The organism is Paraburkholderia susongensis, from assembly GCF_900177725.1.
Taxonomy (GTDB): domain Bacteria; phylum Pseudomonadota; class Gammaproteobacteria; order Burkholderiales; family Burkholderiaceae; genus Paraburkholderia; species Paraburkholderia susongensis.
The window spans coordinates 661,641-676,012 of the sequence record NZ_FXAT01000002.1 but is presented as its reverse complement, the minus strand read 5'-3'; the positions used below and the strand labels follow the sequence as shown (position 1 = coordinate 676,012).

Here is a 14,372-nt window from a genome sequence, read left to right as displayed (position 1 = left end):
ACGGCCGCGCGATGTTCATCGCCGGCCGTTTCCTTTTCATCCTGCGCGGTTGCTCCGTATGGAACTCGCTATCGGTGTAGCGCTATGCGCCGGTTCAAGCTACACGCCGAGGGGACTGATGCGCCTCACACGTCACACCTTACTGCTGACGAACCCACGTCTGCGAGCGGCCCAGCAGCGCGACGCCAATATAGCCGCGCACCACGAGCTTGTTGCCACCGTCTTCGAGATGCATCTTGCACTTATAGACCTTGCCGTTCTCCGGGTCGAGGATCTGACCGTGATCCCACGCGTCGCCATCCTTCTTCATGCTGTCGATGATGGTCATGCCGAGAATCGGTTGGTCCTTGCGCGCGTCGGTGCATTGGGTGCAGCGGCGATCGGGTTGATCGTTCGCGCCGAGCCCCTTGATGACCTTGCCGCTCAACTCGCCGCTGCCGTCCTGGGTGATCTGCACGAGCGCCTTGGGCTGGCCGGTGTGATCGTCGATCGTTTGCCATGTGCCGACCGGCGTATCGGTTTGCGCCATGGCCGTCACGGCGCTCGCGAGCAGAGCGCCGGCGAGCGCGGCATGTCGGGCGGTGCGCAGCGCGATCGCGCGGGCGCGTTGAGTGAATTGCGTCATTGCCTTCCTCCTTGATGAGAGACGGCGCGATCGTGGTCGCGCGGCGTTATGCGCATTGCTGGCGCTTTTGCAGCACTGGCCTTCGCAATGCGGGACGATGCGGGCGGGGTGCCGTTTGCATCGTCAGCGCAGAATACGCGAAACCATGCGCACCGTTTGATAGTGGAGCTTCTAATCGGCACGCAATACGCCCGCTTCCCGCAAGCGCCAGTTCAACTGACAGGAGAGCGCCGCATTGATGCCTGGACCGAGCGAGGCGCTTCCCACCGGCTCGTTTTCGGTAAAGAGCCCGAAACCCGCAAAGGCGAGTAGCGATTCGCCGTTTGCACTAGAACAAAAACCATTCAGCAGGAGTTACATGGACCGAAAGTCGAAGCCGCGAGAGATGGCTCTAGCCGCCCTCATCGCGTTGAGCGCCGCACAGGGAGTGAATGCTCAGGCTCCGCAGGACAGTGGCGCGAAGAGCGCGATCGTTTCCCGGCCGGGGGGCAACGCCGCGTTGCCGGGCACATCGCAGGCCGGCGAGGCGGAGACCTCCGCATTGACGCCGGACGAAAGCCGGCAGTCCGCCGCGGGGAATGTGGCGGAATTGCAGCAGATGATCGGCGGCTCGGATCTGAGCGAATTGCGCACGACATACAACGGCTCGTATGGCGCGAGCCTGCTGTTCTACGGCAAGGAGATGACCTACTACGTCGCGCTGTTCCAGCAGAAGAACTTCTGGCGCGTGATCAAGACACAGGACGTGGCGCGCGCAGAACTCATCTACAAGGATTTCGTGCGGCAGACGGTGCAGCTTTCGGATGTCGAGATTCGCCGCACGCAGCTCGAAGCGCAGAAGGCGTTCACGCAGCGCATGATCGCGCTGTCGCAGGAACGCGCGAGCCGCCTGCAGGCCGATCTCGACGTGGCGCATCAGCAGCAGAGCATCGTCGCGAGCCAGCAGCAGCAGAGGCGTGCCGAGGCGATCGCGCTGGCCCAGCAGAAGCAGTCCGCGCAGGACCGGTTGCGCGCCGCGCAGCGTCAGGTGAGCGAGCTGCAGCGCGAACTGGAAAGCGGTTTGCCGCCGCACTGAGCCAGGTTTTACGGCATTTCGATTCCACGTTTTTGCGCAAGTCATAACGGCTAAAGCCAACGCCGCTGCGCTCCAGAACGAGAAATCCGCACGCGCTTCACTGTCGCGCCGGGCGTGCCGCCGGCCGTCTCAATGCCGCTTCTTGCTCTTCGGCTGGATTTTCCGCACCCGCGCGCGATGTGGCTGCGTCACGTCGACGGCGATCGGATCGCTGGCGGGAAAGCTTTCCATCAGCGCTTCGTCGAGGCGGGTCTCGCTAGACTCGGCCGGCGCCCGACGCGTGCGCGCGTGGTGAGTTGCATGCTGGCTCTTGCTGGTCATGACGTGCTCCATAAGTAGAGAGTCGACTATTCAGCATAGCGCATGGCGATTGCCGGGATGGCATCGACGTGTCGTTTGAAACCGTTTGAAACCGGCCGCCATCGATTCGTTCTCGGTGTGTCCTCGCTTGCGAGATTCTGCAAACGCATTCGCGGGGCCGCATCCATCCATACGCGGACAACATGCGCATCATCAGGCCAACCACCGGGCGGGATGCGAACGAAGACTCCGCCCAACTACAAGACAGCGAACCAGATGAACGGGAAAAAACCTGTGCATGCCCGGCGCCTGCTCGCATCGCACATCGTGGAAGCCGAATTGGAACACCTGGATTGGGCGACGAAGCAACCGGCGCTGCGCATGCTCGACGCCGTGTACTGGCGCCGCCGCGTGCTGGCGGTCAAAGGAAGGTTCGAACTGACGGAGCAGCAGGTGATGCAACTGGAGAAAATCCTGCAGCGGCTTGGCCGGTCCACGGACTAGCCGAACGCTGCCACAATCGTTTATTCGTTGCTGCCGTTGCCGCCGCCCTGGCCGCTCGCGCCGCCGTGGTTGCCGCCGTGATTGCCACCTTCGCCGCCGGTGCCGAACAGACGCCGGCGCCGCGTCACGACCACCGGGCCGTCCGGGTTGCCGCTACCGCGTTCGTTCGTGGGGCGATCCGACGACGGTGCGCCATACGATTCGCGCGCCTCGCGCGGCTCACGATGCTCGCGCGGGCCATGCGGGCCGCGCCCGGCGTGCTCGCCGTGCGAGGTGCGGCCCGCGCGCGGTGCCGGCCGCGTGCCGGTGTCGAGCTGGATCGTGGAGATCGCGCGCTTGTAGATGCCTTGCAGGCCAACCGGCGTGCGCAGCATCACCAGATACTGATCGAACGACTCGATGCACCCTGTCAGGCGAATGCCGTTGACGAGATAGATCTCGACGCGCTTTCGTTCCTTGCGCGCAGCGTTCATGAAGTCGTTTTGCGGATGCGATTCTGCGGATGCCATGGACAATTCAGGTTAAATAGACGGTGGTTCGCCGCGATTCTACCCTTTCTATTCTATGCGGGGGCAGAACGCGTCGGCGGGGCGAACTTCATCCACTATAGCGGCTTGTGCGCACATAAGCATCCGATAACGGCGCACTGTAACGTTGAGTTACGAATCTGCTGGCCGATGGCGCCTTCCTGCTGACTCTCCAGGCATGGCCGGCACGGCTGGCGAAAAAGGAAGAGGGGCGCCGCGCAAAACGACGCGGCGCGCGCTGGGCAAACGGTGGTCCGCGGTGGAATAAACCGCGCTTGGCCGGCGTTAAGTCGTGTATGGCAACGCCGCATTCCGCGGCTTGCCGCTCCGGTCGCAGGCGAGGATCACGCCGCGTGATCGTCAGGAGACTCATGATGAAAGCATCCCGTATTCTGTCCGCGCTCTTCGTGCTGCTCGCGCTCGCCTTCGGCACGCTCACGAGCGGCGGCTGTACGTCGACGGGCGACAACACCGCGTCGGGCTCGAGCGGCAACAGCAGCGGCGGCGGCTACTGAGTGCTGCGCACCGGGTGACATTCGAAGCGGAAGTGATCGCGTGGCTCCCGCAGTTGCGCCGCTACGCGCGCGCACTGACGGGCGACCACGCCTGGGCCGACGATCTCGTGCAGGATACGGCGGAGCGTGCGCTTGCGCGCTGGTCGGCGTTCCGGCCGAACAGCAATATGCGCGCGTGGCTGCTGACGATCCTGCGGCATCTCTACATCGATCAGTTGCGCGGCCGCCGCGAGATCGCGGTCGACGACGAAAGCGCGCCGTGGCGCAATCTCGAAGCGCCGCAGGGCGAAGTCGACGGTCTGGTGCTGCGCGATCTGCAGCGTGCGCTGTATTGCCTGCCGCACGAGCAGCGTGAGGTGCTGCTGCTCGTGTGCGTCGAGGAACTGTCGTATCAGGAGGCGTCGAGTGCGTTGGGCGTGCCGATCGGCACGGTGATGTCGAGGCTTTCGCGGGCGCGCGAGCACATGCGCGCGCTGCTCGCCCAGGGGCCTGCAGGGGGGCCGAACCACGGTTCGGAGCAGGATGCGCACAAGGTCGCGCGGCTGAAAGTGGTGAGAAATCCATAATGAACAACGACGACTACGATTCCGATCTGCCCGAAGGGCTCGACCTGCGCACGCTGTCGGCCTATGTGGATGGCGAATTGGCGGATGCGCAGCGCGCCGCAATCGAAACGCAACTGGACCAGCATCCGCCGGCGGCGGAGCGCGTGGCGGCGTGGCGCGCGCAGAAAGCCGCGTTGCGTGCGCTGTGCGGGGTGTCGCGGGTGTCGCGGCGCGCTGAAGATGACGGGCAGGAGAGGCTCGATGCAGCCGCGGGCCCTGGCGCGAATCACGGGGACAATCGGCGCACCGAAGCGGCTGAACCGGCCGAAACGAAGGAGCCGGCCTTCATCCTCGTGCACCGCCCGCGGCCGTGGTGGCAGCGGGCGGGCCTCGCGGCCTGCTGGCTCGCCGCTGGCGCGGGGCTCGCGCTCGCCTTCGGGCCGCTCGCGCCGCGTCTGACGGACGGTGCCTGGGCCGGTGCCTGGGGCGAACCCGGCGGCCGGCCGGCGGGCTTCGCGCAGCGCGCGGATGTCGCGTATGCGGTGTATACGCCGGAGCAGCGTCATCCGGTGGAAGTCGCCGCGAGCGAAGAGGAGCATCTGATCAACTGGCTGTCGAAGCGGCTGAACCGGCCGCTTTCGGTGCCGTCGTTGCAGGAGTATGGTTATTCACTGGTCGGCGGGCGGCTATTGCCCGGTGAAGCGGGACCGGCCGCGCAGTTCATGTACGAGAACTCGGCAGGCGCGCGTCTTACGCTCTATGTGACCGGTATCGCACGCGACGAAACCGCGTTCCGGCTATTCCGCGACGGCAACCGGCGCACCTTCTACTGGGTCAGCGACGGCATGGGCTACGCGCTTTCGGGCGCGATCGCGGAAGGCAAGCTGCGCACCATGGCCATCGACGTGTGCAGCGCGCTCGGCGGCAAGCCCGAGACCTGGAAGGGTGAGCAGTAGCGGGGAGCGGCGAGAGGCAGCGAGCGGTAGTCGCCGCGCGGTAAGCGCCCGCCCGCATCACCGGAGGACACGCGTTGCCCCAGACCTTGCCGCCCAACGTTTCCGCCGCGCAGTTCGACCGCGCGCTCGCCGGCTGGCGTGCGATCGTCGGCGACGCGCACGTCGTGACTTCGGACGCCGGACTCGCCGCCTATTGCGATCCGTTCGCCCCCGGCGAGCGCGCCGCGTTTGCCGCGAGCGCCGCGTTGCTGCCCGCTTCGGTCGACGAGATTCGCGCGGTGCTGCGCATCGCCAATCAATCCCGCATTCCGCTGTGGACCGTGTCGACCGGGCGCAATTTCGCGTACGGCGGCGCGGCGCCGCGTCTCACCGGCTCAGTCGTGCTCGATCTGCAGCGGATGAACCGCATCCTCGAAGTCAACGAAGCGCTCGCCTATGCGCTCGTCGAACCGGGCGTCAGCTATTTCGATCTGTACGCGCATCTGCGCGACAAAGGTTACAGACTGTGGATCGATCCGCCCGCGGCCGGCTGGGGCAGCGTGGTCGGCAACACACTCGAGCGCGGTTTCGGCTATACCGACTACGGCGACCACGCGGCCGCGCAATGCGGCATGGAAGTGGTGCTCGCCAACGGCGACGTGCTGCGCACCGGCATGGGCGGCATCGAAATCGGCACCGCGTGGCAGCTGTACCAGCCCGGCTACGGACCGTCGTTCGATGCGATGTTCATGCAGTCGAACTACGGCATCGTCACGAAGCTCGGCGTCTGGCTGATGCCCGCGCCGCCCGCGTATCTGCTCGGCGAAATCCAGTTTCGCCACGAGGCCGATCTGGAAGCGATCGTCGATATTCTGCGGCCGCTGCGGCTCGACGAGACGATCCGCAACCACGCGGTGATCGAAGGCGGCTTGCGCCGTGCGGCGAGCCTGTCGGCGCGCCAGCAGTGGTACGAGGGCGCAGGCGCGATGCCCGAGAGCGCGGTGGCCGCGATGCTCGACAAGCTCGGCGTCGGGCGCTGGAATCTGCATTTCGCGCTGTACGGTACGCCCGAGCTGATCGACGCGCGTTATGCGCTCATCGAGCGCGCGTTTGCGCGGGTGCCGCAGGCGCGGCTGTCGGCGGCGCGCTATGCCGGCAATGCCCAGCCGACGGGCGGCGGCGACCGCAACATGGCCGGCATTCCCGCGATGACCGCGTTTCGCATGCTCGACTGGCGCGGCGGCGCGGGCGCGCATGTCGACTTCGCGCCGCTCTGTCCGGCGACCGGGCGCGACGCGATGCGTCAATACACGATGGTGAAGACGCGCGCCGCGGAATACGGCTTCGACTATTACGGCGGCTTTACGGCGGGCGCGCGTTATCTGCATCACATCTTCGCGGCGATTTTCGATCGCGACGACGCGAGCGAGGCCGAGCAGGCCGGCGCGCTGCTGCGCTCACTGATGAGCGATGCGCGCGCGGCCGGTTATGGCGAATATCGCGCGCATCTCGCGTACATGGATTTCGCGGCGGCTCAGTACGGTTTCAACGATGGCGCGTTGCTGCGGCTGTCGGAAACGATCAAGGACACGCTCGATCCGAACGGTATTCTCGCGCCGGGTAAGCAGGGAATCTGGCCGGCGGCGTGGCGCGACCGGAGAGGGTACACGTGAGGGCGTGGGGACGCTGCGCGTAGCGTGCTTGAGCGTTGCCGAAACGTGTTTGCGTGCCCCAATCGGAAGCTGGCGTGCGGCAAGGTGGACCGAAAGCGGATCTGGTATTCAACGCGAACCCGAAGCAAACCCGAAGCAAACCCGAAGCAAACCCGAAGCAAACCCGAAGCAAACCCGAAGCAAACCCGAAGCAAACCCGAAGCAAACCCGAAACGGACCGGGAGCACACGCAACATGGACCGGCGCACTTTCATGCTTACAGGCGCGTGGCTGTCGACGATGGCGGGCGGTGCATGGCCGTGGCTCGCGCAGGCTGCCGCGCGCGGCAACGAAGCGCGCACGCTCGCGGTCGCCGATTCCACGCTGGTCTGCGGCTCGTCGTTCGCACGCTATGCCGCGCACCTGAAGCTACCCATCTTCGAAACCGGTGACGACGCCGGCGCGCTATGGTTCTCTGCGCTCGCGCCGCTGCTCGGCGACACGAGCGCGCGCGCGGCGCCGTCGCTGATCGGCTTCACGCGCGCGTCCGATTACTTCATCCTGCGCCATCTCGCGATGCGCACGGGACGCTTCATCGAAGAGAGTCACGAGCAGCGCGCCGGGCCGCATGCGCAGCCTGCGCACGTGGCTTTCGCGCTCACGCCGCGCATCGCGCGCATTGCGTGAGGCTAGAACCTGTAAGCCTTGTTCTTCGGATCGAAAGTCGAATCGTCGAACGTCTTCGGCGTGATGTTCTCGAAGACGATCTTCTCGAACGGCTTGCCGTCGTTGTCGTAAGACTCGACGGTGCGGAAGAACGGATGCCGCAGATCGAGCCCGAGCGTTTCCTTCTTCGCATAGAACTGCGGCTGCCCGGACGGCGCTTCGAACGTGAATGCGACGACGCGCACGCCGTCGATCGTTTTGACTTCGATCTGGGTCGAATGCGGCAAACCTGACTCGATGTATTTCCTGCCCTCGCTGAGGTACTGGTCCGCAACGTACTGGGTGCCGAGATCGCTCACGACATGATTCGATTGCGAGCGGGCGAGGGTGCCCGTCAGCGAAGTCCACAACGGCAGCACGTTCATGATGCCGCCGAGGTGGCCGTACATTTCGTCGCTACGCTTCGATTCGTCGTAGATGATTTCCTGGCCCGCGTGCGCGCCGTCGGGCAGCCACTTCGCGTAGATCCGCAGCGGATCGTGCGCGAGCCGCACGAGCATGTGATCGGGCTTGTCGGGCCACTGGCCGTGAATGCGTTCCGAGCGCGACATCGTGAACTCGTATGACGGATAGCCGTTCGGCCCTTCCTTGATATAGCGCGGCAACGCGAGCGGATCGAGCGACTGGAACAGCGCAACCAGTTGCGCGTCGTCGAGCTTTTCCATCGCGCCGCTCTGCTGCGCGGCGCGCAGCCATTTGACCTGCTGATCGAGCGTGAGCTTGCCGACCTGCGCGAGCGGCGTCGCGGGCGGTTTGACAGCGCTCACGGTGTCGAGCGGCGGCGGGTGGTCGTCGTTTTGCGCGAACGCAGCGGGCGTGGCGAGCAGGGCGGCCGCGGCGATCGCCGTGCCCAGCAGCGAACGCATGAGCGAATGTGTCAACGAATATGCCAACGAATATGCCAACGAATGTGCCACCATCGCGGCCAGCTTGCGAACCGGCAGCCCGCGCGTCGGCACGCCGCGCGGGCCTGCTTCGTCGCGCGGCGAAGCGCTGGCGGCGTGCGGCGAAACCCGCGGGCGCAACGAACGGGCGGACACGCGGTGCTTCATGAATTTCTCCTGAAAGTGACACGGTCAACAATGCAATAACGCACCAACGCGACGCGTATTCCAATCAGTCCGACTTCTGCTTCGCGAGTTCCTCGTCGCGCAACGCCCGGCGCAGAATCTTGCCGACGTTGGTTTGCGGCAGCTCGTCGCGGAACTCGACGAGCTTCGGCACTTTGTAGGCGGTCAGATTCTTGCGGCAATACGCGATTACCTGTTCCGCAGTCAAGGTTTGATTGCGCCGCACGATGAACACCTTCACGCGCTCCCCCTGCGCCGGATCGGGCACGCCGATCGCCGCGACTTCGCGCACCTCCGGATGCGCGGCGATCACGTCCTCGATTTCGTTCGGATAGACGTTGAAGCCCGACACGAGGATCATGTCCTTCTTGCGGTCGATCAGGCGGATGAAGCCGCGCGAATCCATCACGCCGATGTCGCCGGTCGCGAGCCAGCCATCGTCGTCGAGCACCTTCGCGGTTTCCTCGGGGCGGTTCCAGTAGCCCTTCATCACCTGCGGGCCCTTCACGCACAGCTCGCCCGCTTCGCCGATGCTGGCCCAACTGCCGTCGTCCTTCCTGAAGCGCACGTGCGTGGACGGCGCGGGCAGGCCGATCGAGCCTTCGAAGTCGCGCAGGTTGGTCAGATCGACCGGGTTCATCGAGACGATCGGCGAGCACTCGGTGAGCCCGTAGCCTTCGATGATCGGCTTGCCGGTCACGGCCTTGAAGCGATCGGCAACCGCTTTCTGTGTCGCCATGCCGCCCGCCATCGCGAGCTTGAGATCCGAGAAGTCGCGCCTGCGGAATTCCTCGTTGTCGAGAAACGCGTTGTAGAGCGTGTTGACCGCGGTCATGCCGGTGAACTTCTCGTGACGAATGATCATCATCACGCGTTTCATGTCGCGCGGATTCGCGATCAGGATGTTGCGCCCGCCGAGCCCCATGAAAATCAGCGCGTTCACGGTGAGCGAATAGATGTGATAGAGCGGCAGCGGCGTGAGCACCGTCTCGGCTTCGCCGCTCAACTGCCCCGCGGCCCACGCCTTCGCCTGCAGCAGATTCGCGATGATGTTCCGGTGCGTGAGCATCGCGCCTTTCGCGACGCCGGTGGTGCCGCCCGTGTATTGCAGGAGCGCGATGTCTTCGTGAGTCGCGCGCACGGGCGAGAACGGGCGCGCGTAGCCGGCCGCGAGCGCCTTGAGCAGCGGCACCGCTTGCGGCAGCCTGTAGGCGGGCACCATCTTCTTCACGTGGCGCAGCACGAAATTGAGCAGATGTCCCTTCAGATTGAGACCGTCGGCGAGCAGATCGCCGAGCCCCGTGACGATGACGTTGCGCACTTTCGTGCCCGGCAGCGCGTCTTCGAGCGTCTTCGCGAAGTTCTCGAACACGACGATGGTTTGCGCGCCGCTGTCCTTCAGTTGATGCGCGAGTTCGCGCACCGTATAGAGCGGATTCACGTTGACGACCACGCCGCCCGCCTTGATCGTGCCGAAGAGGGTCACCGGATACTGAAACGTGTTCGGCAGCATGATCGCGACGCGCTCACCCGGCTTCACGCCGATGCTTTGCAGATACGCGGCGAACGCGCTCGCCTTGCGGCCGAGCTCGCCATACGTCAGATTCGCGCCGACGCTCACGTATGCGACGCGCTCGCGGAACTGCGCGACGCACTCGTCGAAGAACTGGCCGAGCGACTCGTATTGCGTGACGTCGATGTCGCGCGGCACGTCCGCTGGATACGACGCGTACCAGATGCCGTCGGTGTTGGGCGCGCGCGGTGAGGCGGGGCCGGCGGCGGCCGGGGGCGGGGCTTGGGTAGGCTGGGTCATCGGTCGTCTCCTTAAAGCCGTGGCTTCCTCTGTTGGTATCCCGGTGGTTTCCCGTCCGTTTCCCTGAGGTTTCCCTGAGGTCTCCCTTTGGGGAGCGCGCGCGGCGCGGCGAAGCGGGCAATGCAGCGCTAGCGTTCCAGAATCGCGACCACGCCTTGGCCGCCCGCCGCGCAGATCGAGATCAGCCCGCGCGCGGTGCCGGCCGGTTTGTCGAGCTGCGCGAGCATCTTCGCGAGCGCGGCGACGATGCGCCCGCCCGTCGCCGCGAACGGATGGCCGGTCGCGAGCGAGCCGCCGTTCACGTTGAGCTTCGCGCGGTCGATCGCGCCGAGCGCGCCCGGCAACCCGAGCTGCGTGCGGCAATATTCGTCATCCTGCCATGCCGCGAGCGTGCACAACACCTGGGCCGCGAACGCTTCGTGGATTTCATACAGATCGAAGTCCTGCAACGTCAGACCGGCGCGCGCGAGCATGCGCGGCACCGCGTATGCGGGCGCCATCAGCAGGCCTTCCTTTTTGTCGAAAAAGTCGACGGCGGCCGTCTCCGACCAGCTCAGATACGCGAGCACCGGCAGCCCGCGCTCGGCCGCCCACGCTTCGCTCGCGAGCAGCACCGCCGATGCGCCGTCGGTGAGCGGCGTCGAATTGCCGGCCGTCAGCGTGCCGGCGTCGCGATCGAACACGGGCCGCAGATTCGCGAGCTTTTCGAGCGTGAGATCGGTGCGCAGATTGTTGTCGCGTGCGAGGCCGCGATACGGCGTCATCAGGTCATTGACGAAGCCACGCTCATACGCGTGCGCGAGCTTGCGATGGCTCTCGCAGGCGAGCACGTCCTGCGCCTCGCGCGAGATGTTCCAGCGTTTTGCCATCAGCTCGCAATGCTCGCCCATCGAGAGGCCCGTGCGCGGCTCGACGTTGCGCGGCAGGAGCGGCTTGAAGAACATGCCGGGCCGCAGTTTGCTGAGCGCGCCGAGGCGCTGCCCGGCTGTTTTGCCGCGATTCGCTTCGAGCAGGATCTGGCGCATGCGCTCGTTGACGCCGATCGGCGCGTCGGACGTGGTATCGACGCCGCCCGCGATGCCCGCGTCGATCTGCCCGAGCGCGATCTTGCTGGCGACGAGGATCGCCGCTTCGAGGCCGGTGCCGCATGCCTGCTGCACGTCGTAGGCGGGCGTCTCCTTCGCGAGCGTGGTGGAGAGCACGGCTTCGCGCGTCAGGTTGAAATCGCGAGAATGCTTGATGACCGCGCCCGCCGCGACTTCGCCGAGACGCACGCCATGCAGGCCGTAGCGGTCGATCAGGCCTTGCAGCGCGAAGCTCAGCATGTCCTGATTCGATGCGCTCGCGTACGCGGTGTTCGAGCGGGCAAACGGAATCCGGTTGCCCCCGACGATGGCGACGCGGCGCACGGCGGGTTGCGGGTGGGGCATGCTCGGCTCCTTGAGGTCGTGGCCGGGTGAAGGGAGGGGCGAATGGTGTTGCCGTGGCTCATTGCAGTCGCCACTGCATGCGTGCGCGCAAATGCGGCTTTTCACCAGCCATGTCGCGTACCTCGAAATCGCGCTCGATCAGCGACGGCGACGCGCTCCACAACGACGCTTCGCCTGGCAGCAGCATCGGCACCTTGAATTCGGCGGCTAGCGTCGCTTCGGCGAGCGGCTTCGGCGGCTGCAACGAAGACACGGCGCGCGCGAGCGTCCACATGCCATGCGCGATCGCGCGCGGAAAGCCGAACGCCTTGGCCGATAGCGCGGCGAGGTGAATCGGGTTGTAGTCGCCGGACACGCCCGCGTAGTCGCGGCCCAATTGCGGCGCGAGCTGCCAGCGCGCGATGCGTTGCAGCGCATCGGGGCCGGGCGCGAGCGATTCGAGCGGATGACCGGTCGCCGGCACCGCACGCTTCAGATAAATGCTGTCGCCGTCCCATACCGCTTCGCCGCGCCGGTAGATGCGCGTATGCACGACGAACGCCTGGCCCTTGTCGTGGCGCAGCAGCGCGCCGAATTCCACCTCGATGCGCAGCAGGTCCTTGTACGCGAGCGGGCGGCGCAGCCGCACGTGATTGGCGAGATGCACGAGCCCGAGCGCGGGCCATGGAAACGCGGGGTCGGTCAGCATCAGCAGATGCAGCGGAAACGCGAGCAGATGCGGATAGGTGAGCGGCACGCCATGCTCGGGGATGAAGCCGCACACGCGCGCATAGCGCCACACGGGACCGGGGTCGAGCGCGATGGCGGGGCGCACGAGCCGCAGCGCCGGCAGTTGCGTCGAGTGCGTGTGGCGGCCGCGCTTGACGATGCCCGGCAACGCGCGCGCATAGAGCTTCGCGGGCGCCGGCAGCGTTTCGACGATGACGGTTTTCGGCCGCGCGCCGTCGCCTCGCGCGGAGGCGGCATGACGGTTCCCGAACGGATCATCCGGCTCGCGCATGCTCATGCTCCAATCAGGCTTTGACCGCACACGCGCACGACCTGGCCGCTGATGCCCGCCGAGCCCGGCTGCGCGAGCCATGCGATGGTCTGCGCGACGTCGACCGGCTGGCCGCCCTGGCTCATCGAGTTCATGCGGCGGCCGGCCTCGCGGATCGTGAGCGGAATCTTCGCGGTCATCTGCGTTTCGATGAAGCCCGGCGCGACCGCGTTGATCGTGATGCCGCGCGCGCGCAACCGCGGCGCCATGCTCTGCACGCGGCCGATCACCCCGGCCTTCGAGGTCGCGTAGTTGGTCTGCCCCAGATTGCCCGCGATACCGCTGATCGACGACACCGCGACGATGCGTCCGCGGTCGCGCAGGATGCCGCCCGCGAGCAGCGCGTCGTCGATGCGCTCCTGCGCGCCGAGGTTGATGTCGAGCACGCTTTGCCACGCGGCCTCGCTCATCTTCGCGATGGTTTTGTCCTTCGTGATGCCGGCGTTGTGCACGACGATGTCGACGCCTTGCTCGTCGAGCGCGGCAGCGATCTGCGCGGGCGCTTCGGGTGCGGCGATGTCGAACGCGAGCGCGGTGCCGTTGAGCGGGCGCAGGGTCGCGGCGAGCGCGTCGCGCGCGGACGGCATGTCGAGGCCGATCACGTGCGCGCCTTCGGCTGCGAGCACGCTCGCGATCGCCGCGCCAATGCCGCGCGCGGCGCCGGTCACGAGCGCGCGGCGGCCGGCGAGCGGTTGCGCCCAGTCGACGGCGAGGGCGCTCGTGCCGCCGCCAACGTGAGCGCCGCCCGCGCCGCCTTGTGTGCCGCTTTGGGCGCTGCTTTGTACGATACGCACCACCTGACCCGACACATAGGCCGAGCGTGGCGACAGGAAGAAACGCAGCGTCGCGTCGATGCCGCTTTCGGTGCTTTCCGCGCCTTCCTCCACATACACCAGATTCGCCGTGATGCCGCGCCGCGCTTCCTTGCCGAGCGAACGCGTCAGGCCTTCGAGCGCGCGCTGCGCGGTCCACTGGCGCGAGCTTGCGCATGCCTCGGGCGGCCGGCCCAGCACGACGATGCGCCCGCATTGGCCGAGCGAGCGCAGCGTGTCGTGAAAGAAGCCGTAGAGCGGTTCGAGATGGCTGCTGTCTTCGATTCCGCTCGCGTCGAACAGCAGCGCGGCGAGCTTGCCGGACGAGCCGGCTTCAGCCGCTTCGAAGCGCCCGGTCATCAGACCGTGGCGGTTGGCGAGCGGTACCCACAGTCCGGCGCTTTCGTGCGCGACGCTCGTCATGCCGATACTCGCGACCAGCTTCGCGAGCGCGTCGAACAGGCGCGGCTCGTGGCCCGCGCCGATCGCGATCAGACCGTCGAACTCGGGCCGGTCCCCGCGATAGCGCCGCAGCACCTCGGGCTTCGGCAGACCGAGCGAGCGCGCGAGGCGCGCGCCGAACGGCGAGTTGACGAACTTCAGGTAGGAGTCGTTCATGTCGTTGATTACTCCGCTGGACACCCGAAGGACGTCCCCCTTGGGGGACACGGCCGCCGGAAGTCCCCTCAGGGGAGTCCGGCTGCAAGCCTCTTTTCAGGGACGCCGAACGTGTGTCAGTGTGCCTTGAGTTGGACGTATCGGGTGCGCTTTGCCGTGATGGTCTGTGGCGGTCCTCGATGCAGG

General features: G+C 66.3%; 16 protein-coding genes. 8 read left to right on the top strand and 8 right to left on the bottom strand.

Going from position 1 to position 14,372, the window contains the following annotated elements; genetic code table 11:
- Positions 1 to 139: 139 nt before the first annotated feature.
- Positions 140 to 625 (bottom strand): DUF2147 domain-containing protein, encoded by a 486-nt coding sequence (locus B9Z01_RS08195; RefSeq protein ID WP_085481725.1) that lies wholly within the window; start codon positions 623 to 625, stop codon positions 140 to 142.
- A 358-nt stretch (positions 626 to 983) separates the two neighbouring features.
- Between B9Z01_RS08195 and B9Z01_RS08190 the strand changes: the two genes are divergently transcribed.
- A complete protein-coding gene (locus B9Z01_RS08190; RefSeq protein ID WP_085481724.1) occupies positions 984 to 1,700 on the top strand; it encodes a DUF2968 domain-containing protein in 717 nt (238 codons plus the stop codon).
- 129 nt (positions 1,701 to 1,829) lie between these two features.
- Here B9Z01_RS08190 and B9Z01_RS08185 read toward each other — a convergent pair whose 3' ends face one another.
- Positions 1,830 to 2,021: a hypothetical protein gene (locus B9Z01_RS08185; RefSeq protein WP_085481723.1), complete on the bottom strand. Its 192-nt coding sequence runs from the start codon at positions 2,019 to 2,021 to the stop codon at positions 1,830 to 1,832.
- Between the two features lie 255 nt (positions 2,022 to 2,276).
- On the opposite strand from B9Z01_RS08185, the gene B9Z01_RS08180 reads away from it, so the two are divergent.
- Positions 2,277 to 2,504, top strand: a complete 228-nt coding sequence (locus B9Z01_RS08180) for a hypothetical protein (RefSeq protein WP_085481722.1) — start codon at positions 2,277 to 2,279, stop codon at positions 2,502 to 2,504.
- Between the two features lie 20 nt (positions 2,505 to 2,524).
- Here the strand turns inward: B9Z01_RS08180 and hfq are convergent, their stop codons facing one another.
- A complete protein-coding gene (gene hfq, locus B9Z01_RS08175) occupies positions 2,525 to 3,013 on the bottom strand; it encodes an RNA chaperone Hfq (RefSeq protein WP_085481721.1) in 489 nt (162 codons plus the stop codon).
- Positions 3,014 to 3,405: 392 nt separating this feature from the next.
- Here hfq and B9Z01_RS35475 point away from each other — a divergent pair, with 392 nt between their 5' ends.
- The 5 genes from B9Z01_RS35475 (at position 3,406) to B9Z01_RS08155 (ending at position 7,365) form a co-directional block, all read left to right on the top strand.
- Positions 3,406 to 3,546: a hypothetical protein gene (locus tag B9Z01_RS35475; protein ID WP_208625916.1), complete on the top strand. Its 141-nt coding sequence runs from the start codon at positions 3,406 to 3,408 to the stop codon at positions 3,544 to 3,546.
- 14 nt (positions 3,547 to 3,560) lie between these two features.
- Positions 3,561 to 4,112, top strand: coding sequence for an RNA polymerase sigma factor (locus tag B9Z01_RS08170; protein WP_085481720.1), 552 nt, complete (start codon positions 3,561 to 3,563; stop codon positions 4,110 to 4,112).
- The gene (locus B9Z01_RS08165) at positions 4,112 to 5,047 is read left to right on the top strand and encodes an anti-sigma factor family protein (RefSeq protein WP_085481719.1); all 936 of its coding nucleotides are present in this window, start codon (positions 4,112 to 4,114) and stop codon (positions 5,045 to 5,047) included. The genes B9Z01_RS08170 and B9Z01_RS08165 overlap by 1 nt, the downstream gene beginning before the upstream one ends.
- 74 nt (positions 5,048 to 5,121) lie before the next feature.
- The gene (locus B9Z01_RS08160) at positions 5,122 to 6,699 is read left to right on the top strand and encodes an FAD-binding oxidoreductase (RefSeq protein WP_085481718.1); all 1,578 of its coding nucleotides are present in this window, start codon (positions 5,122 to 5,124) and stop codon (positions 6,697 to 6,699) included.
- 234 nt (positions 6,700 to 6,933) lie between these two features.
- Positions 6,934 to 7,365 (top strand): hypothetical protein, encoded by a 432-nt coding sequence (locus B9Z01_RS08155; RefSeq protein WP_085481717.1) that lies wholly within the window; start codon positions 6,934 to 6,936, stop codon positions 7,363 to 7,365.
- Between the two features lie 2 nt (positions 7,366 to 7,367).
- On the opposite strand, the gene B9Z01_RS08150 is transcribed toward B9Z01_RS08155, so the two are convergent.
- Positions 7,368 to 8,270 carry a DUF1571 domain-containing protein gene (locus tag B9Z01_RS08150; protein WP_143808863.1) on the bottom strand — a complete coding sequence of 301 codons (903 nt, stop codon included), beginning with the start codon at positions 8,268 to 8,270 and terminating at the stop codon, positions 7,368 to 7,370.
- Between B9Z01_RS08150 and B9Z01_RS34755 the strand changes: the two genes are divergently transcribed.
- Positions 8,251 to 8,469, top strand: a complete 219-nt coding sequence (locus B9Z01_RS34755) for a hypothetical protein (RefSeq protein ID WP_143808862.1) — start codon at positions 8,251 to 8,253, stop codon at positions 8,467 to 8,469. The two genes, B9Z01_RS08150 and B9Z01_RS34755, sit on opposite strands and share 20 nt — an antisense overlap.
- A 51-nt stretch (positions 8,470 to 8,520) precedes the next feature.
- Here the strand turns inward: B9Z01_RS34755 and B9Z01_RS08145 are convergent, their stop codons facing one another.
- The 4 genes from B9Z01_RS08145 to B9Z01_RS08130 all read right to left on the bottom strand — a co-directional run bounded on the left by B9Z01_RS08145 (position 8,521) and on the right by B9Z01_RS08130 (position 14,186).
- Positions 8,521 to 10,287, bottom strand: coding sequence for an AMP-binding protein (locus tag B9Z01_RS08145; protein WP_085481716.1), 1,767 nt, complete (start codon positions 10,285 to 10,287; stop codon positions 8,521 to 8,523).
- Between the two features lie 128 nt (positions 10,288 to 10,415).
- Positions 10,416 to 11,717, bottom strand: coding sequence for an acetyl-CoA C-acetyltransferase (locus B9Z01_RS08140; RefSeq protein ID WP_085481715.1), 1,302 nt, complete (start codon positions 11,715 to 11,717; stop codon positions 10,416 to 10,418).
- A gap of 58 nt (positions 11,718 to 11,775) precedes the next feature.
- On the bottom strand, positions 11,776 to 12,717 hold the full coding sequence (locus tag B9Z01_RS08135) for a MaoC/PaaZ C-terminal domain-containing protein (RefSeq protein ID WP_085481714.1): 942 nt from the start codon (positions 12,715 to 12,717) through the stop codon (positions 11,776 to 11,778).
- 2 nt (positions 12,718 to 12,719) lie between these two features.
- Positions 12,720 to 14,186, bottom strand: coding sequence for a 3-oxoacyl-ACP reductase (locus B9Z01_RS08130; protein ID WP_085481713.1), 1,467 nt, complete (start codon positions 14,184 to 14,186; stop codon positions 12,720 to 12,722).
- Positions 14,187 to 14,372: the final 186 nt, after the last annotated feature.